Raw genomic sequence first — 22,547 nt, forward strand, 5'->3', positions numbered from 1 at the left:
GTCCGTTGTCAGCCACCGTTGCGCGGTGCGTTGCCGTCGTAGCCGCCCGACGTGGGCGCCGCGAAGTTCTGCAGGCGTGGCTGGCTGCGCGTGGTGCCTTGCGGCAGGGGCATCGGTGCGCCCGGGGGCACCTGCGTGCCGGCAGGGCCCTTCGGCACGATCGACACATCACCGTAGTTGTCGGCCGGGCGCATGGCGTCGGGCGCGGGCAGCACCGGCGTGTCCTTGTCGGAGGTGGTCGGCAGCATGTTGGGCGAGACAAAGCCCTGCTGCGTGTCACGCATGTAGTTGTAGCGGTTGTCCGAGAGCGCGCCGGTGGCATCGGCCGTGCGCAGGATGATCGGGCGCAGGAACACCAGCAGGTTGGTCTTCACACGCGTCTTGTTCTCCGAGCGGAACAGCGCGCCAAGCAGCGGGATGTCGCCCAGGCCCGGCACTTTCTGTTCGCCGTCCTGGTAGTTGTCTTCCAGCAGGCCGCCCAGCACGACGACCTGGCCGTCGTTGGCCAGCACGTTGGTCTCGATCGAGCGCACGTTGGTGGTCGGGCCCTGCGTTGCATTCTGCGTGCCCGGCACCACGGCCGACGACTCCTGGAAGATCTGCATCTTCACCAGCCCGCCGTCGGTGATCTGCGGCTTGACACGCAGCGTGATGCCGACGTCCTTGCGGTCGAACGTCTGGAACGGCGTCACCGAAGCCGACGTGCCCGTCTGCGCATATGAGCCCGTGGTGATCGGCACGTTCTGGCCGATCAGGATCTTGGCTTCTTCGTTGTCGAGCGTGATCAGGTTCGGGGTGGACAGCACGTTGACCGAGCCATCCGAGCCCAGCGCCGAGAGCAGCACGCCCAAGCCGCTGCCCCTGTTGAACACGCCGAAGTTACCGCCGTTGAGTTGGCCAACGTTGAGGCTGCCCAGCGCCGTCTGTGCCGCCGTGCTGCCGATGCCACCCGAGCCGATGGCGGCGATCGTACCGGCCAGACTGATCAAGTTGCCCGAACCGGTGCCGTAGTTGGTGCCACCGCCAATGAACGTGCCCGGCCCGCCTCCGCCCACCAGCCACTGGATGCCGAGCTGCGACGCCTTGGTGGCCGTCACTTCCACGATCATCGATTCGATATAGACCTGTGCACGGCGCGCGTCGAGGTCGTCGATCACGGCGCGCAGGTTGCGATAGACCGGCTCGCTGGCGGTGATGATGAGCGCGTTGGTGGCCGGATCGGCCTGGATGATGCCGCCGGTGGTCGGCGTGTTGTTCTGCCCGAACGAGGCGCGGAACGAAGAGCTGCCGCTCCCCGAGCCACTGCCCGAACCCGAGCCGCTGCCGTAGTTGGTGTTCTGTGTGTTCTGGTTCTGCGAGTTGCTCACGCCGCCGGCCGGCTGGGAGGTCGCGCCTTGCGCGGCGCTCTGGCCGCCCGGGCCGGTGGATGCCGATGCCGACAGCGTGGCATCGGCCGCCACAATCGCGCGCAGCGTGGTGGCCAGCTGCACCGCGTTGGCGTTCTTGAGCGGCACCACCCAGATGTTGCCGGGGCGCGCGTTCGGCACGTCCAGCTTGGCGATCAATTGTTTGGCTTGCGCAAGGCGTGCGGCACTCGACGCACGCACCATCACGCTGTTCGAACGCGGCTCAGCCACGACTGACGTGCGCAGGCTCGGGTCCGACAGCGCCGCGCCGGCACCGGCACCCCCTGCGCCGCCGGCCGACGGGTCCAGCAGCTTCTGCAGCGTGGCCGCCACGTCGATGGCCACGGCATTCTTCAGCGGAATCAGTTCGGTCTCGCCGGCCACGGGCGTGTCGATCGACGCGATGATGCGGCCGATGCGGCGCAGGTTGTCGGCGTAATCGGTAATGACCAGCGTGTTGTTGGCCGGGTAGGCGGTGATCGTGTTGTTGGGCGCGATCATCGGGCGCAGCACCGGCACCAGGTTGTTGGCCGATTCATGCTGCAGGCGGAAGACCTGGGTAACGACCTGCTCCCCGCCGCGTGAGCCTGCCGCGCCCACGCTGGTGGGCGAGCCCTGCAGCTTGGCGTCGGCTTCCGGCACGACCTTGGTGAAACCGTTGCCCTCGACAATCGCGTAGCCCTGCATGCGCAGGATCGAGCCCAGCGATTCCAGCGCCTGCGAGCGCGTCACCGGCTTCTCGGTGACGAGGTTGACGGTACCCTTCACGCGCGGGTCGACGATGAAGTTCTTGCCGGTCGCCTGGCCCACGGCCTTGACCACAGACTCCAGATCCGCGTTGACAAAATTCAGCGAGACCTCATCCCCTGGGTTGCCGGCGGTACCGTTCTGGGCAGATGCGGCGCTCGGCGGGGCAGCAAAGACTGGCATCGAGCCGGCCACCATTGTTGCGCAGCATGCCAGGACGATGGCGCGAACGGTGAGTCGGGAAGAGGCGTTGTACATGGTCTCGTTCATGGTTGTCGGCACACTGGCTCGCGCGCCGGCTTGAGGATCAAAAGCGGAGTCGATGGTGCGACCCGTCGCGCGGGCCCAGCAGACTCAACAGGCCAATCAATTGCGGTTCCGACTCCGGCGTGGCACTGGCCACTCCGTCAAAATGCGCGCTGGGCCCCAGGGTGCCCTGGCCCTGCAGAGTGAGCGGTCCGGCCAGCGTCGACAGCGACAACTGCATCGGTGCGCCGCTCACGCCGCCAAACGACACCACGGCCCGGTAACTGCCCAGCGGCCGTACCCGGCTGAGGCTGGATGATACCTGCTCAAGCGTGACAGTCAGCGCGCCCTGCGCGGTGTCTGGTTGGCCTTTTCCAAGGCCGAATTGGCCCGAGAGCGGCGTCCACTGCGCCCGCAGCCGGCCGTCCATCTTGAGCGTGTTGAACGGCGCGCCAATACCTTCCAGCAACGATGCCGGCAACGCGACCGTGCCCGCCTCTGCTTCCCAATGCTCCGGCGTGACCGTCAGCATGACCGGCTTCTCCAGCGCGCGATCGTGCTCCAGGTGCGCGCGCAGCGTGCCGGTCAGCAGCGGCAGCATGTCGATCGACCACGACAGCCGACCGGGCAGCACGGTCGCATCGGCGCCCCCGTTGCCGGCGGTCAGCGCCAGTGTTGCGCTGCCATGCCAGATACTGCCCTGGCTGTCGGCCAGCAACACGCGGTGCCCGGTGGCCGCGGCGACGCGCTCGGCCGCCCACGCAGCCGGATATTGCGCCACCACGGTCACGCCCACGGCCAGCAGCGCCACGCCACACCACAACACGCGCCAGCCGAGGCTCGTGCGCTCGTCGGACTCGGCACGGCGGCGCAGGCGCAGCGGCGGCAGCGATTCAATCCCCATCGGCACGATCGGACCCGTCAGCGGCCCGTGGCGGCGGGGCCTTGCAGCGTCGCCGTCACGTTGACCAGGGCCGTCGCGCCCACATACTTGATGTTCGTGTCGATCACCTTCATGCGCTGCGCCTGGCGCACCTCCTGCAGCCATTCGGCGACGGCGCCAAAGGGCACCTTGTCCAGTTGCACCTGCACGCTCTCGCCCGACATCGCCATCCGCGTGGCCTTCAGGCCGTGGCTGGTGAGGCTTGCGTTGAGCGCTTGCTGCAGTTCCGCGCCGCGCGGTACGGGCGCGGCGGCAATGGCTGACAGGCCGCGCGCTTCCTGGCCCAGCGTTTCCATCTCGGCGAGTTGGCTGCGCATCTGCGGCAGGGCTTTCTCGATGCGGCGCTGGCCTTCAAAGGCCGGCTCCCATAGCGCCAGGTAGACGATCACGAGCAACAGCACAACGCTGCCACCAGCCAGGATGCGGCGTTCACGCGGTTCGCGCTGCATCCAGAACGTCGTGGCCGCATCGCGCACCGAGTCCGGCACGCCAATGCGCGGCAGGCGGCGGGACGACGATCGGGAGGAGGGGGAGGAAGTCGCCATGGGGGAGTCGTTATTGGGCGATGGAGACCGTCCAGCGCGAGCCGGGTACGGTGGCTTCAGCGCCGCGTGGGGCCTCGGCGGTGTCCATGTTCAGGCCGACATTGCGGGCGGCGGTGCGCAGGCTGGCGGTGTCGGTGCCATCCTTGAGCGTGACCGTGAGCGCGCGGCCGTGGTAATCGAGCGCGAGCAGCGCATCCGGCGCAAGGCTCGTGGCAGCCTGGGCAAAGCGATCGGCCAGCGGCAGGAAGTCTTCCGGCGCCGACTTGCCAGCGGCCAGGCGCAGCTGCTCAACCTGGCGGCGCATCTGCGCGGGCGGGTCGAGGATCACCGGCGTATTCGGGAATGCCGTCTGCAACTGCGCGCGCATGGCGGTATCGAGCCGCTTCTGCTCGGCGCGCAGCGTGAGCCAGCGCGCGTTCATGCCGATGAGTTGCACGACCACCAGCAGCACGGCCAGTGCGATCGGCAGGCGCCAGAGGCTCCAGTCCATGCTGGCCACGCCGCCGCGCGCAAAGTCGAACTGGCAGAGATCGGCCTCGCCAGAGGCCAGCGCGTCGCGTGCGCCGGCCGCCCAGGTGGACCAGTCCAGCGTAGCGGTCGCGGGGTCTGCCGACAGACCAGGCGCCAGCTCACGCAGCGCGGGCGAGACCATCAGCGTGGCGGGCGTGGGTGCAATGCCGAGCCAGCTGCCGACGTTGGCCGGCAACAGCCGCAGGCCATAGCCCTCGGCGCGGCCGGTGCGTACGGTGATGTCGACGGCCACGGGCGCGTCCGGGTCGGACGGTGGCGCAGCGTCGAGCGCGATGGTTGCCGGTACGACCGCCCCCCCGGTTTCAGCAACAGGCGCTTCGGCTGCAGGTTCAGCGGAAGCATCGAGCGACGGCTCCGCACGTGCGATGTCGTTGATCGATTCCGCAGTCGGTACTACGGCAGCGGCAGGCGTTTCAAACGGCACGCAAAGCTGTGCGGGCAGCAGATGGCAACTGCGGTGCTTGTGGCCGGCAAAGGTATCGAGAATGAAGCGGACCCACGCGCGGTCGGCGATCATCAGCGCGCGCGATTGCGGCTCGCGGGGTGCACGCCAGCCACGCGCCGGTGCCTCTCCCAAGCGCGGGCCGAGGGCGATGTGGCATTGCTGCGCGTCCTGCACGAGGCGGTCTTCCACCAGGTTGGGCAGGGCCAGACGCAGTTTGGGCAGCGCCAGCGGCGGCACGTTGGCCGGCACCAGCAGCACATCGGTGGCGGGCAGCAAGAGGACCAGGCGATCGGCCGCGGGCAGTTCGTCGGTGCGCGACGTGCCTTCGCGCTGGACGCGTTGCGGCCCGTGCGCGCCTTCTTCACGCACCAGCGCGAAGGGCACGGAGGCGAGCGCGCCCGCCGACCAACGTTCGGGCGATTGAATGGGCCGGTGCGGCAGGCGCACGTACAGGGAGGTCGTCAAACCGCTCCTCTATTGATCTTGAGAGTGTGAATGCGAACTGCCAACGGAAGCGCCGGATTGCGCAAGACCCGCGATGCTGAACGATGCGGATGACAATACGGCGAAGGCCAGGGTCTGTCTACAAGCGGCACGTCCGCACGTAGAGGGGTGTTGCGCCGCCGTCATGACGGAATCTCGTCAACGCGGCGGACCCAGACGATGCGGGTCGCATTATTGTTGATCGGATCGCCACGTGAAACAAGCGCCACTTCCCCGATGCGGGCGCGCTCGTGGCGGGCCATGCCGTAGACCAGAAAATAGTGGGTCTGCACGTCCAGCAGGTTGGCCGCCGCGGTGGTGTCGACCCCGGGCGCGATGCCGCGCAACTGGTTGGTAACGTCGCCGATGTTGCGAAAGTACGCGCGGTCGCGCGCCTGCACCAGCGCGCGGGCGCGGTCCAGGCTCAGGTTCGGGATGACGGCGGCCAGCACTTCGGCGCTGGCCGTGTTGGCGTTGATCTGCGTGCGGGTCGGCAGCACGACCACATAGGGGCGCAGCTTGGCGACCATGTCCGCCGTGTAGCCGGGAATCGTCAGCAGGCTGGCCACGTCGTCCAGCGGTCGTGGCCCGTTGCTGTTGCCCCCGCTACCCCCGGTGCTGTCTTCGCCGCCTTGCTGGCCGCCCTGCATGCCTTCGATCGACTGGAAGCCCCCCAGCATCTGCGCCAGGTACGTCGCCGTGACATTGGCCAGGCTCGGGTCGATGTTGAGCGACTGCAGCAGCAGACCGTAAGCCTTGATGGCGTCCTTGTCGCGGCCGGTAATGAGGGTGCGGGCGCCCAGCGTTTGCGCCGTCAGAAGGTTCATCAGGTTGAAGCGTGCCTGGGCATCGAAGATGCGGCCCGACAGGTATGACTCTTCGCCGGCCGTGTCCGTGCGCAGCGAGCTGCCGAGGAAGTCCGACAGCTTGGTCTCCTGGATCGGTACGGCCCAGATTTCCCCCAGGTGGTCGACGGCGCCGGTGCGGCGCTGGTCGTCGCGCAGGATGAGGCGCGCCCAGTCGATCCCCGCCCGCGCGATCCACGTGGCCTGCGCTTTCAGGCGCTGGTTTTCCACCGCGCGGATCTCCACCTGCTGGCGCCACAGCATGCCCGACACGATCACCACGGCCAACGTCACCACCAGCAGCGCCGTGATGATGGCCGCGCCGCGCTGGCGCGCAGTGCGTTGGGCAAGTCGGCGGGAGCATCGCGTCATGTCAAAGCCCCGTCATGCAGATGCGCGTGAAGCGCTGCGGCGTGCCCTGCGGCGTCATGCGCACGAGCAATGCCAGTTCCACCGCGCGCACCGAGGCGGCCGGCACCACCACGCCCGGGCTATTGGCCGACGGCGCCGACGCGCTGGGCGTGGACGCCGACGGCAAGCCTGTGAGGGTGGTGGTGTTGCTGCCGGCGGGGAACAGTGCCGCCGACAGCGCGCCCGTGTTGTCCATCCAGCCACCGGGTTCGATCCAGGCCCGCGCGCTGATGCTGTCGACGTTGGTGGCGAGCAGGTAGCGCGCGGCGCCCACGCCGCCCTGGCGCAGGTTGTCTAGTGCGTTGCGCAGGTCGCCGCGGTTGGTGATCGGTTGGGTTTGGAGGCGTTCAAGCCGGCCATCGACGATGCGATAGAGCACCACTTGCCACGCGGGGGGCTGGCCGTCGTCGCGGCGGTCGCGCACCATCAGCACGCGGTTGGCGTCCACCTCCACGGGCGAGCGCGACAGCGTGTTCGGATCGGCCAGCTGAGTGCAATCGGCATCGAACTGGGCGTAGGCGGTCTTGAGGGCTTCGATGCGTTCGTCGCGTTGGGCCAGCGCCTCGTGCGTGCGGGTCATGCTGTCCAGCCCGCGCCAGGCGATCACGGCCAGTATGGCCAGCAGCGTGATCGCCACCAGCAGTTCGAGCAGGGTGAAGCCGCGCGCCGAACGATTAGAAGACATTGCGCGCATCGTTCGGCAATAGAGTCACGAGCCATGCCAGCCGCACGGATTTGGACGCATCCGGATAGACGGACACCTCCACGCGGCGGAACACCGGGTTTGGCGTGGTCGCGATGGTCTCTTCGCACCACAGTTGCGTATCGCCTTGCGGGCAGGCAAAACCGCGCGCGCCAGGGTCGGGGAAAGTCCGTGCCAGGCGCAGGTTGGCCAGATGGTTCTCGGCGCTCCAGGTGGCGATCATGCTCGTCTGCAGGGAATCGCTGGCGGTGGTCATGCTGCCCATGGCGCGCATGGTGGCGGTGAGCGCCACGGCCACGATGGTCAGCGCCACCAGCACCTCGAGCAGGGTGAAGCCGCGCGCGCGTGCGGGGCGGAGGAGGTGGCTGCGCGTCATTGCGTTTCCGTCTGCGTCAACACGCGCGGGCCGCCGTCGGACACCACGTCCACGCGCGAGCCCTGCGAGGTCAGCGCCACGCGCCACGGCAGGCCGATCGCCTCGCGGCCGAACACCAACCGCTGCGGCGCGCCCGGCACTGCGGCGGCACCGGCGACGATCTGTACGGTGTCCATGCCTTGGCGCCAGTGGCCCGGCGCCAGTACGTCACGCGTGAGCAGGCGCCAGCCGGAGGGCGTTGATTCGTAGAAGCGCCAGCCCTGCGCATCGCCTTCCCACGCCACGGGGCGCGAGGTGAGCTGCGCCTCTTCCTGTGCCAGTTCGATCAGGCGGGCCAGCTTCTGCGCGTCATCGGCCAGTTGCGAGCGCGGGTTGGGCGTCGCGTTCACGGCCACCACGGCCAGCACGATGCCGATGATGACCACCACCACCAGCAACTCCAGCAGGGTGAAGCCGGGAGCCTGCCGGCAGCGGCGCGGATGGCCGAACATGGCGAATGGGCGGGCGGCTGGGGTGACTGAGGCGGCTTAGTTGTCCCAGTTGCCGATATCGGCGTCGTTGCCCGTGCCGCCGGCCTGGCCGTCGGCGCCGAAGCTGAAGACGTCCACTTCACCGCGCACGCCCGGGTTCAGATATTGGTACGGGTGGCCCCACGGGTCTTTGGGCAGGCGTTCCAGATAGCCACCGCCCTTCCAGTTGTTGGGGATCGGCTCGGTGGTCGGCTTGGCGACCAGCGCACCGATCCCCTGTTCGGTCGTGGGGTAGCGGCCGTTGTCCAGGCGATAGAGCTTGAGCGCCTGCGAAATGGAAGCGATGTCCTGTTTGGCGGCGATGATGCGCGCCTCGTCAGGGCGGCTCATGATCTTCGGCACCACCAGCGCGGCGAGGATGCCCAGGATCACCACCACCACCATGATTTCGATCAGGGTGAAGCCGCGCGCTGCTTGTCGGGCGAGGGCGTGCTGGCGGAAGGAGGAGCGAAGTTGGCCTTGCATCATGGCGACGGAGTTGGCAATAAGGGGAGGAGACACAGTATATCCGTGACATATGACCATATATCGCGTGGCGGGGTCATGCTGCGTTGGGTCTAGAGCCGCCCCTCCAAGCTGTTCACCGAACCGGCATGAAGGGCGGATAGAATCGGCGTATTCCTACGGTGCCTTGCCCCATTTCATGAACGCTCGACAGTCGTCCCGCCTGCTCAGCCTTGTACTGTTTGCTGCCCTGTGTGCGCTCCTCACGCACTGGGTGCTGACGCTGTCGTCGCTGCGCTCGCTGGGCGCGCCGCGCGAGGCGCGTGTGGCGCAGACCGATGCGCTGGAGACCGGCGCGGCCGTCACGCTCTTCGGCGGTGGCCCGCAAAACGGCCCGCGCGATGTGCAGGTGATGGGTGTGGTGGCCGATCTGGCCGATGGTTCCGGCGCAGCCATCGTGTCGGTGGACGGTGGCGCACCGCAGGCCGTGCGGGCCGGCAAGTCGCTGTCGTCCAACCTCAAGCTGGTGGAAATCAGGGCGCGATCGGTGGTGATCGAGCGTAACGGCACGCGCCAGGAGATTCCGTTGCCGGCCAGCGCCGTGGCGGGGGTGTCGCCGGCCAATCGCAATGCGCCGCCGATGCCGCTGCCGCCTGCAGGTGCCGCAGCCCCGCTATCGACTCCCGCCGCGCCACCCGCGCCGCCAGTTGCCAACAACCCCGCCAATACCGCCATGCCGGGGGCCATGCTGCCCATTGCGCCCGCGCAGATCAACACGGGTGACGAGCCTGCCAACCAGGGCGGCGGCATCGTCGGGCCGCGCCACCGTGCCGCCGCCGCTGCACGCAAGGGCGATACCCCCCAGCCGGGCGCCGACCAATAGGCAGTTAGCGCTCTGCCATGCGTTGGCTGGCGCATATTACAGCGGGTGTCATCGGGGTAACAGCGTGTAAAAGCCGGCAACGCGCCGGCATTGTGGGGTTCTAATCCGCTACACAGTCCATGTGAAAAGGAGCTGACCATGACCAACAAACGTGCTGTCCAAGCCTTCCTCGCCACCTCGGCCCTGTTCCTGGCCATGTCTGGCATGAACGCCCGCGCCCAGGATGCCAGTGCCCCCGCCGCCAGCGCACAGGCGCCGGCCACCGCCACGGCACCGGCTGCGCCGCAAAGCAACGCCCGCGCCGGCAGGCCGGGCCACCACGGTGGCTTCAAGGCCATCGATACCAACGGCGACGGCCAGGTCTCGCGCGACGAGGCGAAGGGCCACGCGTGGCTTGAAAAGAACTTCGACCAGATCGATACCAACCACGACGGCCAACTCAGCAAGGACGAACTGGCCGCTTGGCACAAGGCCCACAAGGGCGAGATGCATGAAAAGATGGCGCAACGCTTCGACGCCAAGTTCAAGGCGGCCGACAAGGACAACGACGGCTCCCTGACCAAGGACGAAGTGCAGGCTGGCATGCCGCGCCTGGCCAAGAGCTTCGACCAGATCGATGCCAACCATGACGGCAAGATCACCGAAGACGAGATCCGCGCCTACATGAAGGCCCGTCACGATGCCCGCAAGGCGCAGAAGAACACCCCGGCAGCCGCAGCCATGCCGGGCGGCCCGTCGGCGACCAAGGGCGAGTGAACCTCCGCACCCGCGGTTTCTGTTGCCAGCGAGCGGCGCCTTCGGGCGCCGTTTTTGTTGCTCGCGCCCACATCATTCATCAGGCGCAAGACCGACGTGGGTCGGTTTTGCGCTACCGGGCCATGTCAGTGCAGCACGCGACCAGGCCGCACAACGCCCATAAAGAAACACCCCGATGGCGAACCATCGGGGTGCGGGTACAGCTTGCCTGAAGTTGAGGGCGTCAGGCGGGCTGATCGTCGGCCTTGAGCACGCCGCGGCGCATCTGGTCGAGTTCGATCGACTCGAACAGCGCCTTGAAGTTGCCTTCGCCAAAGCCTTGGTTGCCCTTGCGCTGGATGAACTCGAAGAAGATGGGCCCAAGCTGGTTCTCGGAGAAGATCTGCAGCAGCAGATCGCCCGGGGCACCGTCGATCAGGATCTTGCGCTTCTTCAGTTCCGCCACGTCTTCGCCATGGCCGGGGATGCGCTTGTCGACCAGCTCGTAGTACGTGTCGATGGTGTCCAGCAGCGTGATGCCCTTGCCGCGCAGTGCGTCCACCGTGGCGAGCAGATTGGTCGAACCCAGCGCGATGTGCTGGATGCCCTCGCCGTGGTACATGTCCAGATACTCCTGGATCTGACCGGCCTTCTCCGTCCCTTCCTCGTTGATGGGGATGCGGATGTTGCCGCACGGGCTTGTCATCGCCTTGCTCTTCACGCCCGTGACTTGGCCTTCGATGTCGAAGTAGCGCACTTCACGGAAGTTGAAGAAGCGCTCGTAAAACTCGGCCCATTCCTTCATCCGGCCACGGTAGACGTTGTGCGTGAGGTGGTCGATGTAGGTCAGGCCGTGCCCGGTGGGGTTCGGGTTGGCGCCCGCGATGGGCACGAAATCGACGTCGTAGATGCTGATGTTGCCGATGTCGCCAGCCTTGGCGTCGTTCTTGCCGGTCCAGCGGTCCACCAGGTAGATCAGCGAATCGCCGATGCCCTTGATGGCCGGAATATTCAGCTCCATCGGGCCGCTGTGGGTGTCGAAGCCCCAGGCGCCCAGCTCCAGCGCGCGCTTGTAGGCGAACGCGGCGTCTTGCACGCGAAACGCGATCGCGCAGATCGACGGACCGTGCAGACGCGCAAAGCGCTGGGCGAACGAATCCGGCTCGGCGTTGATGATGAAGTTGATCTCGCCCTGGCGATACAGCGTCACGTTCTTGTGGCGGTGCTTCGCGATGGCGGTAAAGCCCATGTTCTCGAACAGCTTGCCCATGGCAACGGGGTCCGGCGCGGCGTACTCGATAAACTCGAAGCCGGCGGTGCCCATCGGGTTTTCCCAAGGCGTGAATTGCATGGCGTGTCTCCTGCGGGGGCGGGCGCTGTGAGGCGCTCAGGTCTTTGACGATCCTCGCAGTGTAGGAGTGTCCATCCAAGCAAAAATTGCGAAGTTGTGCCCACCTTGCTAAATTTGCGCAAGAAAATTGCCGAATTAATTGGTGCGGAGCAACAAAATGAATAAAGTGGAACTCGACAAGATCGACCGCAAGATCCTGGAAGTCCTGCAGAACAACGGCCGCCTCACCAACCTGGAAGTCGCCGAGCGGGTGAACCTGTCGCCCAGCCCGTGTTTGCGACGCATCCGCCGCCTGGAGGAATCCGGCGTGATCCGCCAATACGCCGCGCTGCTCGACCCGACCAAGATCGGGCTGGGGCTTTCGGCGTACATCAACGTGCGGCTAGAGAAGCAGGGCGGCGCGCCCAAGGGCAAGGGGCCGTCAGACATCTTCCGCGCGGCCGTGGCGACGTGGCCCGAGGTGGTCACGTGCTACGCCATGACCGGCGAGATGGACTACCTGCTCAAGGTGTTCGTGGAAGACATGGAGCACTTCGCGCGCTTCATCCGCGATCAACTGCTCGCGCACCCGGCGGTGATCGATGTGAAGAGCAGCTTTGCGCTGGAGCGGATTAAAGATACGACGGCGTTGCCGGTGGTGATTTGAGTGAACGTGATGCCTGCAATGTTCTTGCTCAACCTGCAGGTGAACGAATTCGCTTATTGCGTGGACCATCTGCTTGCCCAGGGTGCGCGCGCGTAGGTGCTTCATTCCTTAGGGAAGAACCTGACACTTGGGGCAAGGGCGTTTGATCCCACTTCTTCGCTGAACTAGATGCCTGCCTCCGCCATCACCAGATTCGCATCCCGCACCAACCGCGACTTCCCATCCGCCTCTTTCCGCAGAGTCGTCAGCGTCTGGCCCGAGCGCCGCATCGCCTTCCCATCGGGCGTTGTGATGACGATGCGCAGCGCGTTGCGCAGATAGGCGATGTCGCCAAACAGCTGCACCTCCTGAATATCGCTCGTGCTGTCGACCTGCATGTCCTTCATGCCGCGGGCCATCTTGGCCAAGGCCTCCTTGCCGAAGGGCAGCTGGCCGGGCGTGAGAAACAGCACGTCGTTGGTCATGAGGCCGAGCACGGTATCCACGTCGCCGGTCTTGCTGGCGGCGAACCAGGTGTCCACTACGTTGCGGATGGCACGTTCGTCGTCGGGCATGGCGGTGCGGGTGTCGGTGAAAGAGCGGCCTTTCACGCTACACCGCGGGCTCGACCGGTGGCGCCACGCGGCGCTTGATGAAGACCGCAGGCGATAACACCGGGATATGCCTGGCACGCAGCGTGACCAGCCAGTCGCCCACGGCGTCTTCGCAGGTGAGGCGGAAATGGTTTGCGTCGAGCCACTCGACGTCGTCCAGCCAGAACGTGTAGTACGCCGCGCCGATGGTGCCGGTGCTGACCGCGCGTGAAAGGTCGGGCGCGATGAGTGTGATGGAGACCGCCTCTTCAAACGGACAGTCGTAATTGGTGATGAGGACGAAGCCGAGGTCGGTCTGGTACTGCCGCAGCAGCTCGTAGCCGGGGATGGTGAGTGTGGGGTGCGGCACGCCGTCGACGATCACGCGCGTGCGCATGGGCCACTGCTCATACGGGCCGCTGTGTTTCTCCAGGGCGAAGCGTTGGAGCGGCTGCATGGCGGCGGCGCGGTACGTGCGTTATTCCTTGCGCATGCCGCACAGGGCGACCTGGCGTGCGGGGTCGGCGGAATCCTTCCAGCCGGGTTCTTCGCACTTCTGGTAAGCCTCCATCGTTTGGTAGCCCTTCACGCTCCAGGAGAACTCGCTGTAGTGCGAGACCTCGATGACGGCGAGCCCGCAGCGCTTGCGGTGGTCTTCAATCTTGAACGCCGCGTGCGGGTGGTCGCCCGACAGGTCCTGCTCGATCACCCTGTAGCGCGTTGGGCCGCACTTGAAGAAGCTGGCATTCCACTCGATGGTCTTCGGCCGAAGGAACAATGCTCCGTAGCAGGCACGGCCATCACCGCGAAAGGTTCCGGTCAGGGCATCTGCAGCCATGGCCGATTGCGCGGCCAGCAGCGACACGGCGATGAGGAGGCGACCTACTTGCATGCAGCGGTTCCGATCTTTGGGATGAGCGTGAGCACGTAATCGAGCTTCCGGATATAGGCGGCGTCGCCCTGGTTGTACAGCACGGCAATGTTTTGCATCGTCACCGGCCGCCAGCCGGTAATCACCTTGCGCATGGCGGCTTTGCGGTATTTGAGCACCTGTCCGGGTTTGAGTGTTGCGGCAGTCGGATTGAGCACGCGCATCTCCGCCAGGGTTGAACCTTGAGCGCGGGCGATCTTGTCGAGGCTGTCGCCCGCTTTGACGCTGACCTCATAGATCTTCTCGTCGGCATCGCGCACGCTGCGGACGTCGAACTTTGCCATGCGCGTGAGCAGGTAGCCGACACCCGCACGAATGTTCCAGGCCGGCACCGTTCGGGCCAGGGCGGCATTTAACCGAGTGCGGATGGTCAGCGGCAGGATCAGGTCGCTGCCTTCCTCGCCGCGCAGCAGGGTATTCAGGCCGGGGTCCCCCAGGTTGCCGATCTGCATGGGCTTGGTCGGCCACGCCTCCGAACCCGGTCCGGTCTCGACCCACACCATCGCCTTGACGATCTGCCAGTCCAGCGGCAGATAACCGGCGTTGCCCATCAGGTAGCGGTTGTATTCCGCCACGGCAGACCGGATATCGCAGTCGTAGCCGTTCCAGCGGTCGGGGTGCTGGGCGGAGGTGTTGACGTAGTCCTGCCAGCGCTCGAAATCGGTTTTCGGTTTGGCTTGGGCCTGGGTGACCATGTGCCCCTCCGTGGTTGCTTGACCTGTGGAGGGGCATGGTAGCCAGCGCCGGCTGGCCGCGTGTTAACGGCTGTTGATGTACCTTGCCGGCGGCTGGCGATCATCAGCGGTGGCGGGGCAGGCGTTACTGCTTGGGCGACGGGTCGTCCTGCGGGTTGACGTATTTGACGTCCAGCGGCCCCGTGCCATGAATCTGCACCACCGTCGCCGTTTTGGTGAAGGCGTAATGGTGCATGCCGCCCGGCAGGTTATGAAAACCGCCGGTCTTGAGCGCATGCGCGGCGCCCATATCCATGGTGTCGCCGCTGCCGAGGTAGAGCGTGCCCGAGATCACCGTAAGGTTCTCGGTCTGGGTGTGCCAGTGCGGCGGTACCTTGTAGCCGCCCGGTGCTTTCAGGCGGATGACGTAGGGGCCGTCCTTGCCGGGGTCGCCGTAGAGCACCGCCAGCTTGGCGCCCTTGGGCAAGCTGGGCGGTGCGTCGACCCACTTCAGGGCGGATGGGTTGATCATCGACATATCACCCATGGCCGCGTCCTGGGCGGCAGCGGGTGCGGCGCCCAGGCAGAGCAGCATGGCTGCTGTCGGCAGCATCAATTGCACAGATGGTGTCTTCATCGTCGTCTCCTTCGTGCCTCGGCATCGGCTCGCGGGCAACGCAGATGGCCGCCGCTGGAGAGCGAGGGGTGCCTCATCCTCATCGTAGAGAAGGCACCCGTGCGGCTGACAAGCACGCAATTGCCCTAGGCGGAGCTAGTCCGCAACTTCAAACGCAGCCGGGTCAGCCAGTGCCTCCAGCCGATGCGGGGCCGCGGGTTTGGCCGCCGCCGTCATCGCTTGCAACATGAGCCGCTCACGCAGGCTGCCCAGAAAGTCAGCGCGGTGGCGGCGCAAGACGAAATCACGGTAGTTGTCGGCTTCCAGCGCACGCCACGCTGCTTGGCGGGCCGCTTCGGAGTGCATGCGCGCGGCTTCCAGTGCGCGGGTTTCGATCTGGGCGTTGGCGGCCGTCAACGGGGCATAGCCGTAGCGGGCCATGTCGTCGCGCGCCAGGGTTTCGATGAGCGTGATCTCGTCCATCGACAGCTGCTGGTGGAACTTGTCGATATTGGCGGTGATGGGCGCAAAGCAGTTGGACGTCCACAACGCTGACAGCCGCGAAATCTGCCGCGCTTCGGCCGAGCGCGAGACATCCAGCATCTGCGGGAGGAAATCGATCTCCAGGAAATCGCATACGCGGCGCAACGTGGCTTCCTGATCGATCAGGAAATCTTCATAGCGGATGGTGCACGTGCGCTCCGGATGCCGGGCGACGAGCGCGTTGGCGGCGCGGTGCGCGGCCACCCAGGTCTGGGCGTTCAGCAGCGTGTCGAAGTCGTGGATGATCGCGCGGTTCATTGACGCGACTTGCGCGCGCGGGTCCCGCACCACGTTCAGGAAGCGCATGTCCGGAAACAGTGTCATCAGCTCGGCGGCGTAGTGCACGCTGTCGAGCGATTTGTCCATGACCACGCGGGCGCCGTGCCGTGCGCCCGCCCGCAGCAGCAGTTCCCAAACCGCGCGATGCACGCTGCGCGGTTGGTCGCGCAGGGCTTCGAACACTTCCACCGGATCAAACACCATGTCGGGCCACTTCACCATGCTCGCTGCCTGCAGGCCGATCACGTCGGTCACGAGGCGGAAGTAGGCGCGATCGTCCTGCAGGTTGCCGTACAGCGGCACCAGCGGCATGAAGTCGACAATGTGCAGCGGGTACGGCGCGTAGAACGCGGGGTTGAAATTCAGCCGCAGGCGCAGCGCGTGGCTGCCGCAGCGGCGCAGCGGAATCATCAGGACGGGGCGCGCAAGGGCGGTCATCGAACGGTCTCCGGTTGACGGGTGTCGAGCCAGGCAGACACGTGCTCGTGCAGCGCCGCCGTGGCCGCCAGCAGCGGCATGGCGGCGGTATCCAGCCGCAGCGACGGCGCTTGCGGCGCTTCATATGGCGACGACACGCCGGTGAACTGCGGGATCTGCCCGCCGCGTGCCCGGGCGTACAGCCCCTTCGGGTCGCGGGCCTCGCACACATCGAGCGCGGTGCAGACGTGCACTTCCACAAATCGGTCTGCGCCGATGATCTCGCGCGCCATCTCGCGATCGGCACGCAGCGGCGAGATGAACGCGGTAACGACGATCAGGCCGACGTCGTTCATGAGGCGCGCCACTTCGGCGGCGCGGCGCAGGTTCTCGGTGCGGTCGGCTTCGGTAAAGCCGAGATCGTGGTTCAGGTGGTGGCGTAGGTTGTCGCCATCCAGCACGGCGCAGCGCTGGCATGTTTCATACAAGCGCTTTTCCAGCGCATAGGCGAGGGTGGATTTGCCCGCGCCGCTCAGGCCCGTGAGCCACAGCGTGAGCGGTGCATGGCCGAACTGATGCGCGCGGGCTTCGTCAGCCACGGTACCAGCATGCCAATACACGTTGCGTGCGGCGGGGCTCGCACAGGAAGAGAGGGCAGATTTCATCGCGGCGTCCTCCGCATCAGGCCGGCAACAGGGCGGGCGCGTGGTAGCCGATGCGCGGTGCTGGGGCTGATGCCATCGCCTGGTTTGCCAGCTTGAACACGCTAACCACGCCCACCAGTCGGCTCGACTGCTCGCGCATCGATTCCGCCGCGGCAGCGGCTTCTTCAACGAGTGCGGCGTTCTGCTGCGTGACTTCGTCCATCTGCGTGATGGCACGGTGGATCTGGTCGATGCCGCTGGCCTGTTCGTCGGTCGCGCCCATGATTTCGGTCACGATGGCGGTTACACGGTGGATGCTGGTCACCACGTCCTGCATGGTGGTGCCGGCTTGTTCGACGAGCGTGTTGCCCGCGGCCACGTGGTTGACCGAATCGCCGATCAGCAGCTTGATCTCCTTGGCGGCGGCAGCCGAGCGCTGTGCCAGCCCGCGCACCTCGCTGGCGACCACTGCAAAACCGCGCCCCTGCTCGCCCGCGCGCGCCGCTTCCACGGCCGCATTGAGCGCAAGGATGTTGGTCTGGAACGCAATGCTGTCGATCACGCCGATGATCTCGCTCACCTTGCGTGCCGATTCGCTGATCGCGCCCATCGTGTCCACCACGCGTGCCACCACCGTGCCGCCTTGCGTCGCCACCTCGGCTGCCGTGGCGGCGAGCTGGTTGGCGTGCCGCGCGTGCTCGGCGTTCTGCTTGACGGTGGCGTTGAGTTCTTCCATCGACGCGGCGCATTCCTCCAGCGCGGAGGCCTGTTCCTGCGTGCGCGTCGAGAGGTCGAAATTGCCGGTGGCGATCTGCTCCGATGCCGTGGCAAGCGTGTCGGTGCTGGTGTGCACCTGTTCGGCAATCGTGGCGAGGCTGTCGCGCATGCGCTTCATGGCGTGCATGAGGCTCGCTTCATTGTCGCTTCGCGTGGGGATGGCCACGGCCAGATTGCCCCCCGCGATCTGGCTGGCAATGTCGGCTACCGTGCCGGGCTCGCCGCCGAGCTTGCGCAGCAGTCCGCGCGTGATTAGGGCGCTGGCCGTCAGACTCACGAGCAGCGCCAGCCCGCTCAGGGCGAGCAGCCAGTTGCGGCTGTCGACATAGCTCGATTTGGCCTTGGCGGTGTTTTCATCGTTGAGCTTCTCTTCAAACGCCTGCAGCTTGCCGAGCAGATCCCACCAGGCGCGCTGCACGGGGCGGAATTCGAAACGCAGCACCTTGTACGCCTCTTCCTTGCGGCCGGCCGCGATCAGCGCCTTGACGCGTGTTGCGAACGGCGCGGCCAATTCAGCCTGCTGCCGGATTTGCGCGAGCAGCGTTTTTTCTTCGACGGTGGTGTCGGCCAACGTGTCGAACATGCGGCCGAGCTTGCCGTCGGCTTCGCTGTACAGGCCCTCCTGCTTTTCAACGCGGCTCAGCTCGATCTGGATTTCGTCATGCTGCTCCAGCAGCACGATATTCCGATAAGCCAATGCCCGTTCGGTGACGCTCGAATACATTTTTGTGGCGAGCTTGGCTTCCACGGCGTTAATTTCCGTGGTGTCTTCCAGCAGTCGCCGAAAATCCGACATGCGCTGCAGGCTGAATGCCATGAGCAGCACGAGCAGCCCCATCGTTAAGCCAAAACCCCACGCCAGTTGGGTGGCCACCTTCATTTGAGAGAAGCGCATGGTTGTCCCCGTCTTAATCGATAACGACTGCTTTATCGAGCGAGATGGAGAGGGCTTGAGAGATTTAATTCAAATTACTCAATCCGTGTAATGGCGCGTCGAATGGGCATCACAAAATTAAGGGAAGAAAATCGATGCGGCTTTTTGCAGATATTATTTTGATGAAATGGCTTGCACTAAATTGCGGGCAATCAAAACGCGTCACGCAAAACAAAAACGCCCGGTGGAAGCCAGGCGTTTCTTGCGGAGCGCGATGCAATCACACGGTGCGCTTTTGCGGCACCAGCGAGCGCCAGAAGCGCTGGCCGAACCGGCGAACGTCGCGCAGGTTGCGCTTGAGCATGTAATCGAGATCAGCGACTTGTTCGTCGATGGCTTCCGTCAGCAGGCTCATCGTGTCGGCCGGGGGCAATTCGAGGTAGGCATCGGCCTCGCCATAGGCGTACTGCACGCGCATGCCGGCCTTCTTGGCGATGTGCATCATGGCCGCGTTGCGCGACAGGCAGTGCATGTACAGCGTGCGCACCTTGGTGTTCTGGCCGTGCATGGCCGCACGCTGGAACAGCGCGCTGCCCACCCCCTTGCCGCGTGCCGATTCCGACACCGACACGCCGAACTCCGCCACGCGCCCTTGCGGGTTGTCGCGCAGGTAGGCCAAGTGGCCCACGCCCGTCAGCTCCAGGCGCTCGTTGTAGACGCCAAAGACCTTGTCGTGGTCAAAATCGATGCTGTCGACGTACGCTTCGATGACGTGATCCCGCACCACCTGGCCAAAACGCAGCAGGCGGTCTTCCTCGCCCAGGGCGAGCAGGTGTTTGAGCAGGCGCGACCGGTGGTGCGCGGCAAGCTCGCGCACCAGCACGGTGGAACGCGGCGCACCTTGCGCGGCTTCCGTTTTGTCGATGTCGTCCTGGGTGACGACGCCGATGGCCTTGCTCAGTTCGAGCGGGTTCACGACATGGTTCCTGTTCTGATCGCGCCTTCAGTGGAGGGCGGCGAAGTGATGAGTCGGAGGTGCGGATGGCACCTCCGGGGCACTCAATCGGGTGCAACTGAGTGTTGTGCAATGCACCATAGTATTGTAGTGCAATCAGGGTTTCCCCGTAAGTCTGGTGTCAGACTTTCCACGGGATTTCCCAATAAATCATTGATTTAGCACAGCCGAGCCCGGCTTCCAGGGTTGTGGCGTGGTAACAACGCAGATGCTGCGCTGCGAAAAAGCGCGGCAAGAAGCGCTTTTCAAGTGCCGCGTGCGTTGCATCACGCCCCGAACTGCGATCCCGTTCGTCGCGCCGCTCAACAATAGCCGTGCGAAGATGCGCCATCAAGACGCCCCAGCCTCCTGATTTTCCATGACGCCCTCGCGCATTCTTGTGATCTACGCGCATCCTGCGCCGCGCCGTTCGCGCGCCAACAAGCCGCTCGCGCGTGCGCTGGCCAGCTTGCCCGGCGTGGCCATGCACGACCTGTATTGGCACTATCCGGATTTCGACATCGACGTGCGTGCTGAGCAGGAGGCGGTAGAAGCCGCAGAACTGATCATCTTCCAGTTTCCGGTGCAGTGGTACGCCACGCCGTCGCTGCTCAAGGAGTGGATCGACGTGGTGTTGGAGATGGGCTGGGCGTACGGGCCGGGCGGCACGGCGCTGCGCGGCAAGCATCTGATGGTGCTTGCCACCACGGGCGGCCGCGCGCATTCCTACAACCCGGATGGCGTCCACGGCCACGCGTTCGACATGTTCCTGCTGCCGCTGCAGCAGACCGCCGCGCTGTGCGGCATGCAATGGCAGCCGCCGCACGTGCTGCACGACGCCGACGATGTGTCCGCCGAGATGATCAACGCCCACATCGAGCAGGTGCGCGCCGCGCTCCAACCCTGGCTGCCGACCGGCGACGACTCCGTCGCCTGACGTTTCTGATTGATCCCTTCCTTGCCCATGCAATCGCACGATCTGCTCGTCAATTTTGTCATCTACCTGGCTGCGGCCGTGGCGGCGGTACCGCTGGCGCGCCGGCTGGGCCTGGGCTCGGTGCTCGGCTATCTGTTGGCCGGGGTGATCGTCGGGCCGTGGGGCTTGCGGCTCATCACCAATGTGCAATCGATTCTGGATTTCTCCGAATTCGGTGTGGTGCTGATGATGTTTGTGATTGGCCTGGAGCTGGAGCCGGCGCGGCTGTGGTCGCTGCGGCGCAGCATCTTCGGCTACGGCGGGCTGCAGATCGCGGTGTGCGCGTTGATGGTGGGGCTAGCCGTCATGGCGGTGGGCCACCCGTGGCGGGCGGCTGTGGTGGCGGGGCTGGGGCTGGCGCTGTCGTCCACGGCCATCGCGCTGGCCACGCTCTCCGAGCGCAACCTCATGCGCACGCCGGCGGGCACGGCCAGCTTTGGCATTCTGCTGTTCCAGGACATTGCGGCCATCCCGATGATCGCGCTGCTGCCGCTGTTGGCGCCCGAACCCGGCGATGCTGCGGGCGGCGACCACTGGCTTGCGGCGCTCAAGGCGGTGGGCGTGGTGGCAGCCGTGATCTTTGGCGGGCGCACCGTGCTGCGACCCGTGCTGCGCGCTATCGCCCGCACCAACATGCGCGAGATGTTCACCTCGTTCTCGCTGCTGCTGGTGGTGGGCATTGCGCTGCTGATGCACAGCGTGGGCCTGTCGATGGCGCTGGGCGCCTTCATTGCCGGCGTGCTGCTGGCCGATTCCGAATACCGTCACGCGTTGGAAACCGACATTGAGCCGTTCAAGGGGCTCCTGCTCGGCCTGTTTTTCCTGGCCGTCGGCATGTCGATCGACTTTGGCGTGCTGATGCGCCAGCCGCTGGCGGTGATCGGCCTGGTCGCGGTGTTCCTGGCGGTGAAGATTGGTGCGCTGCGCCTGCTCGCCACACGCTTTGGCATTGCGCGCGGGCAGGCCTGGCTGTTTGCGTTCCTGCTGTCGCAGGGCGGTGAATTCGCGTTCGTGGTGTTTGGGCCGGGCGTGGCGGGCAACGTGCTGGGCGCGGAGACGGCCGCGGCGCTCAACCTCGTGGTGGCGCTGTCGATGGCCGCGACGCCATTGCTGCTGCTTCTGCACGACAAGGTGCTGGTACCGCGCCTCATGGATGCCAAAAAGCGCGCGCCCGACGCCATCGAACCGCAGGAGAACGAGGTCATCATCGCCGGCTTCGGCCGCTTCGGGCAGATTGTCGGCCGCATGCTCTACAGCCAGGGCTATAGCGCCACCGTGCTCGACCACGACCCGGACCAGATCGACATGCTGCGCCGCTTCGGCTTCAAGGTCTTCTACGGCGACGCCACGCGCATGGACCTGCTGGAAACCGCCGGCGCCGACAAGGCCCGCATGATGGTGGTCGCCATCGACGACATGGAGACCAACCTGGAGGTGGTCGACCGCGTGCGCGAGCGCTTTCCGCACCTGAAGCTGTACGTGCGCGCGCGCAACGTGTCGCACGTGTACCAACTGCGCGACCGTGGCGTCGAGGTGATCGAGCGCGAGATGTTCGAGGGTTCGCTCATGCTCAGCCGCCGCGTGCTGGAAGGCCTGGGCAAGGAGCCATACGAAGCGCACCGCATCGCGCAGACGTTCCGCCGCCACACGCTCAATTCAATGGAACAGGTCTACCCGGTTTACCGCGATCAGAAGAAGCTCGTCTCCCTTGCGCAGCAAGGGCGCGACGAACTGGCCGAGATGTTCCAGCGCGACCGCACGCAGCGCAAACGCCTGCGCGAATCCGGCATGCCGTGGGGTGAGGGCGATGTCCACAGCGATGAGGAAGGCTCGCCGCCCGACGCCGATCTTGCCAATGAAGTCGACGTCCCCGTCGATTGCCCTGCGCGCGCTGGCATCCGCCGAGACGACTGACGCGCGCCGCGTGAACAAACAAAAAGGAGCGCTTTCGGCGCTCCTTCGGGCAGATCGGCAGGATTG

25 protein-coding genes are annotated in these 22,547 nt (G+C 65.8%); 5 read left to right on the forward strand and 20 right to left on the reverse strand.

The genetic code is table 11. From position 1 onward, the window contains the following. Positions 1-8 precede the first annotated feature (8 nt). The 9 genes from gspD to gspG form a co-directional block, all read right to left on the reverse strand. A complete protein-coding gene (gene gspD / locus R2N16_RS13675) occupies positions 9-2,423 on the reverse strand; it encodes a type II secretion system secretin GspD (RefSeq protein WP_316666280.1) in 2,415 nt (804 codons plus the stop codon). Between the two features lie 37 nt (positions 2,424-2,460). Then, positions 2,461-3,303 (reverse strand): type II secretion system protein N, encoded by an 843-nt coding sequence (locus R2N16_RS13680; protein WP_316666281.1) that lies wholly within the window; start codon positions 3,301-3,303, stop codon positions 2,461-2,463. 17 nt (positions 3,304-3,320) lie between these two features. Next, complete coding sequence (locus R2N16_RS13685) at positions 3,321-3,887, reverse strand: type II secretion system protein M (protein WP_316666282.1); 567 nt, start codon at positions 3,885-3,887, stop codon at positions 3,321-3,323. Positions 3,888-3,897: 10 nt separating this feature from the next. Beyond that, positions 3,898-5,328: a type II secretion system protein GspL gene (gspL, locus tag R2N16_RS13690; protein ID WP_316666283.1), complete on the reverse strand. Its 1,431-nt coding sequence runs from the start codon at positions 5,326-5,328 to the stop codon at positions 3,898-3,900. Positions 5,329-5,489: 161 nt separating this feature from the next. After that, positions 5,490-6,563: a type II secretion system minor pseudopilin GspK gene (gspK, locus tag R2N16_RS13695; RefSeq protein WP_316666284.1), complete on the reverse strand. Its 1,074-nt coding sequence runs from the start codon at positions 6,561-6,563 to the stop codon at positions 5,490-5,492. A gap of 1 nt (position 6,564) precedes the next feature. Continuing rightward, entirely contained in the window at positions 6,565-7,296 is a 732-nt protein-coding gene (locus R2N16_RS13700) for a PulJ/GspJ family protein (protein WP_316666285.1), read from the reverse strand. After that, the gene (gene gspI, locus R2N16_RS13705; protein WP_316666286.1) at positions 7,277-7,681 is read right to left on the reverse strand and encodes a type II secretion system minor pseudopilin GspI; all 405 of its coding nucleotides are present in this window, start codon (positions 7,679-7,681) and stop codon (positions 7,277-7,279) included. The genes R2N16_RS13700 and gspI overlap by 20 nt, the downstream gene beginning before the upstream one ends. Further along, on the reverse strand, positions 7,678-8,172 hold the full coding sequence (locus R2N16_RS13710; protein WP_316666287.1) for a GspH/FimT family pseudopilin: 495 nt from the start codon (positions 8,170-8,172) through the stop codon (positions 7,678-7,680). Before R2N16_RS13710 ends, gspI begins: the two co-directional genes overlap by 4 nt. Positions 8,173-8,208: 36 nt before the next feature. Beyond that, the gene (gspG, locus tag R2N16_RS13715; protein WP_316666337.1) at positions 8,209-8,679 is read right to left on the reverse strand and encodes a type II secretion system major pseudopilin GspG; all 471 of its coding nucleotides are present in this window, start codon (positions 8,677-8,679) and stop codon (positions 8,209-8,211) included. Positions 8,680-8,854: 175 nt separating this feature from the next. On the opposite strand from gspG, the gene R2N16_RS13720 reads away from it, so the two are divergent. Together R2N16_RS13720 and R2N16_RS13725 are read left to right on the forward strand one after the other, a co-directional pair. Beyond that, positions 8,855-9,538: a type II secretion system protein N gene (locus R2N16_RS13720; RefSeq protein ID WP_316666288.1), complete on the forward strand. Its 684-nt coding sequence runs from the start codon at positions 8,855-8,857 to the stop codon at positions 9,536-9,538. 138 nt (positions 9,539-9,676) lie between these two features. Beyond that, a complete protein-coding gene (locus tag R2N16_RS13725; protein ID WP_316666289.1) occupies positions 9,677-10,294 on the forward strand; it encodes an EF-hand domain-containing protein in 618 nt (205 codons plus the stop codon). A gap of 223 nt (positions 10,295-10,517) precedes the next feature. On the opposite strand, the gene hppD is transcribed toward R2N16_RS13725, so the two are convergent. Next, entirely contained in the window at positions 10,518-11,624 is a 1,107-nt protein-coding gene (gene hppD, locus R2N16_RS13730; RefSeq protein ID WP_316666290.1) for a 4-hydroxyphenylpyruvate dioxygenase, read from the reverse strand. 157 nt (positions 11,625-11,781) lie between these two features. Here hppD and R2N16_RS13735 point away from each other — a divergent pair, with 157 nt between their 5' ends. Next, a complete protein-coding gene (locus R2N16_RS13735; protein ID WP_316666291.1) occupies positions 11,782-12,270 on the forward strand; it encodes an Lrp/AsnC family transcriptional regulator in 489 nt (162 codons plus the stop codon). 164 nt (positions 12,271-12,434) lie between these two features. Here the strand turns inward: R2N16_RS13735 and R2N16_RS13740 are convergent, their stop codons facing one another. The 10 genes from R2N16_RS13740 to R2N16_RS13785 all read right to left on the reverse strand — a co-directional run bounded on the left by R2N16_RS13740 (position 12,435) and on the right by R2N16_RS13785 (position 19,943). After that, complete coding sequence (locus R2N16_RS13740) at positions 12,435-12,824, reverse strand: SgcJ/EcaC family oxidoreductase (RefSeq protein ID WP_316666292.1); 390 nt, start codon at positions 12,822-12,824, stop codon at positions 12,435-12,437. 37 nt (positions 12,825-12,861) lie between these two features. Beyond that, a complete protein-coding gene (locus tag R2N16_RS13745) occupies positions 12,862-13,299 on the reverse strand; it encodes a hypothetical protein (RefSeq protein ID WP_316666293.1) in 438 nt (145 codons plus the stop codon). A 21-nt stretch (positions 13,300-13,320) separates the two neighbouring features. After that, positions 13,321-13,734, reverse strand: a complete 414-nt coding sequence (locus R2N16_RS13750; RefSeq protein ID WP_316666294.1) for a hypothetical protein — start codon at positions 13,732-13,734, stop codon at positions 13,321-13,323. Beyond that, a complete protein-coding gene (locus tag R2N16_RS13755) occupies positions 13,725-14,468 on the reverse strand; it encodes a LysM peptidoglycan-binding domain-containing protein (RefSeq protein ID WP_316666295.1) in 744 nt (247 codons plus the stop codon). Before R2N16_RS13755 ends, R2N16_RS13750 begins: the two co-directional genes overlap by 10 nt. Before the next feature lie 124 nt (positions 14,469-14,592). After that, positions 14,593-15,084 carry a cupin domain-containing protein gene (locus R2N16_RS13760; protein WP_316666296.1) on the reverse strand — a complete coding sequence of 164 codons (492 nt, stop codon included), beginning with the start codon at positions 15,082-15,084 and terminating at the stop codon, positions 14,593-14,595. 135 nt (positions 15,085-15,219) lie between these two features. Then, complete coding sequence (locus R2N16_RS13765) at positions 15,220-16,323, reverse strand: sulfotransferase family protein (protein ID WP_316666297.1); 1,104 nt, start codon at positions 16,321-16,323, stop codon at positions 15,220-15,222. Further along, positions 16,320-16,967 carry an adenylyl-sulfate kinase gene (gene cysC / locus R2N16_RS13770; protein ID WP_316666298.1) on the reverse strand — a complete coding sequence of 216 codons (648 nt, stop codon included), beginning with the start codon at positions 16,965-16,967 and terminating at the stop codon, positions 16,320-16,322. Before cysC ends, R2N16_RS13765 begins: the two co-directional genes overlap by 4 nt. A 16-nt stretch (positions 16,968-16,983) precedes the next feature. Then, positions 16,984-18,618 carry a methyl-accepting chemotaxis protein gene (locus R2N16_RS13775; protein WP_316666299.1) on the reverse strand — a complete coding sequence of 545 codons (1,635 nt, stop codon included), beginning with the start codon at positions 18,616-18,618 and terminating at the stop codon, positions 16,984-16,986. A 259-nt stretch (positions 18,619-18,877) separates the two neighbouring features. Further along, positions 18,878-19,573 carry a GNAT family N-acetyltransferase gene (locus tag R2N16_RS13780; RefSeq protein ID WP_027680412.1) on the reverse strand — a complete coding sequence of 232 codons (696 nt, stop codon included), beginning with the start codon at positions 19,571-19,573 and terminating at the stop codon, positions 18,878-18,880. Positions 19,574-19,733: 160 nt separating this feature from the next. Continuing rightward, entirely contained in the window at positions 19,734-19,943 is a 210-nt protein-coding gene (locus tag R2N16_RS13785) for a hypothetical protein (RefSeq protein ID WP_316666300.1), read from the reverse strand. A 27-nt stretch (positions 19,944-19,970) separates the two neighbouring features. Between R2N16_RS13785 and kefF the strand changes: the two genes are divergently transcribed. Both kefF and kefC read left to right on the forward strand, forming a co-directional pair. Then, positions 19,971-20,528, forward strand: coding sequence for a glutathione-regulated potassium-efflux system oxidoreductase KefF (kefF, locus tag R2N16_RS13790; protein ID WP_316666301.1), 558 nt, complete (start codon positions 19,971-19,973; stop codon positions 20,526-20,528). 27 nt (positions 20,529-20,555) lie between these two features. Continuing rightward, entirely contained in the window at positions 20,556-22,481 is a 1,926-nt protein-coding gene (gene kefC, locus R2N16_RS13795; RefSeq protein WP_316666302.1) for a glutathione-regulated potassium-efflux system protein KefC, read from the forward strand. Positions 22,482-22,547: the final 66 nt, after the last annotated feature.

It is taken from the genome of Ralstonia psammae, assembly GCF_958405935.1.
Lineage (GTDB): Bacteria > Pseudomonadota > Gammaproteobacteria > Burkholderiales > Burkholderiaceae > Ralstonia > Ralstonia psammae.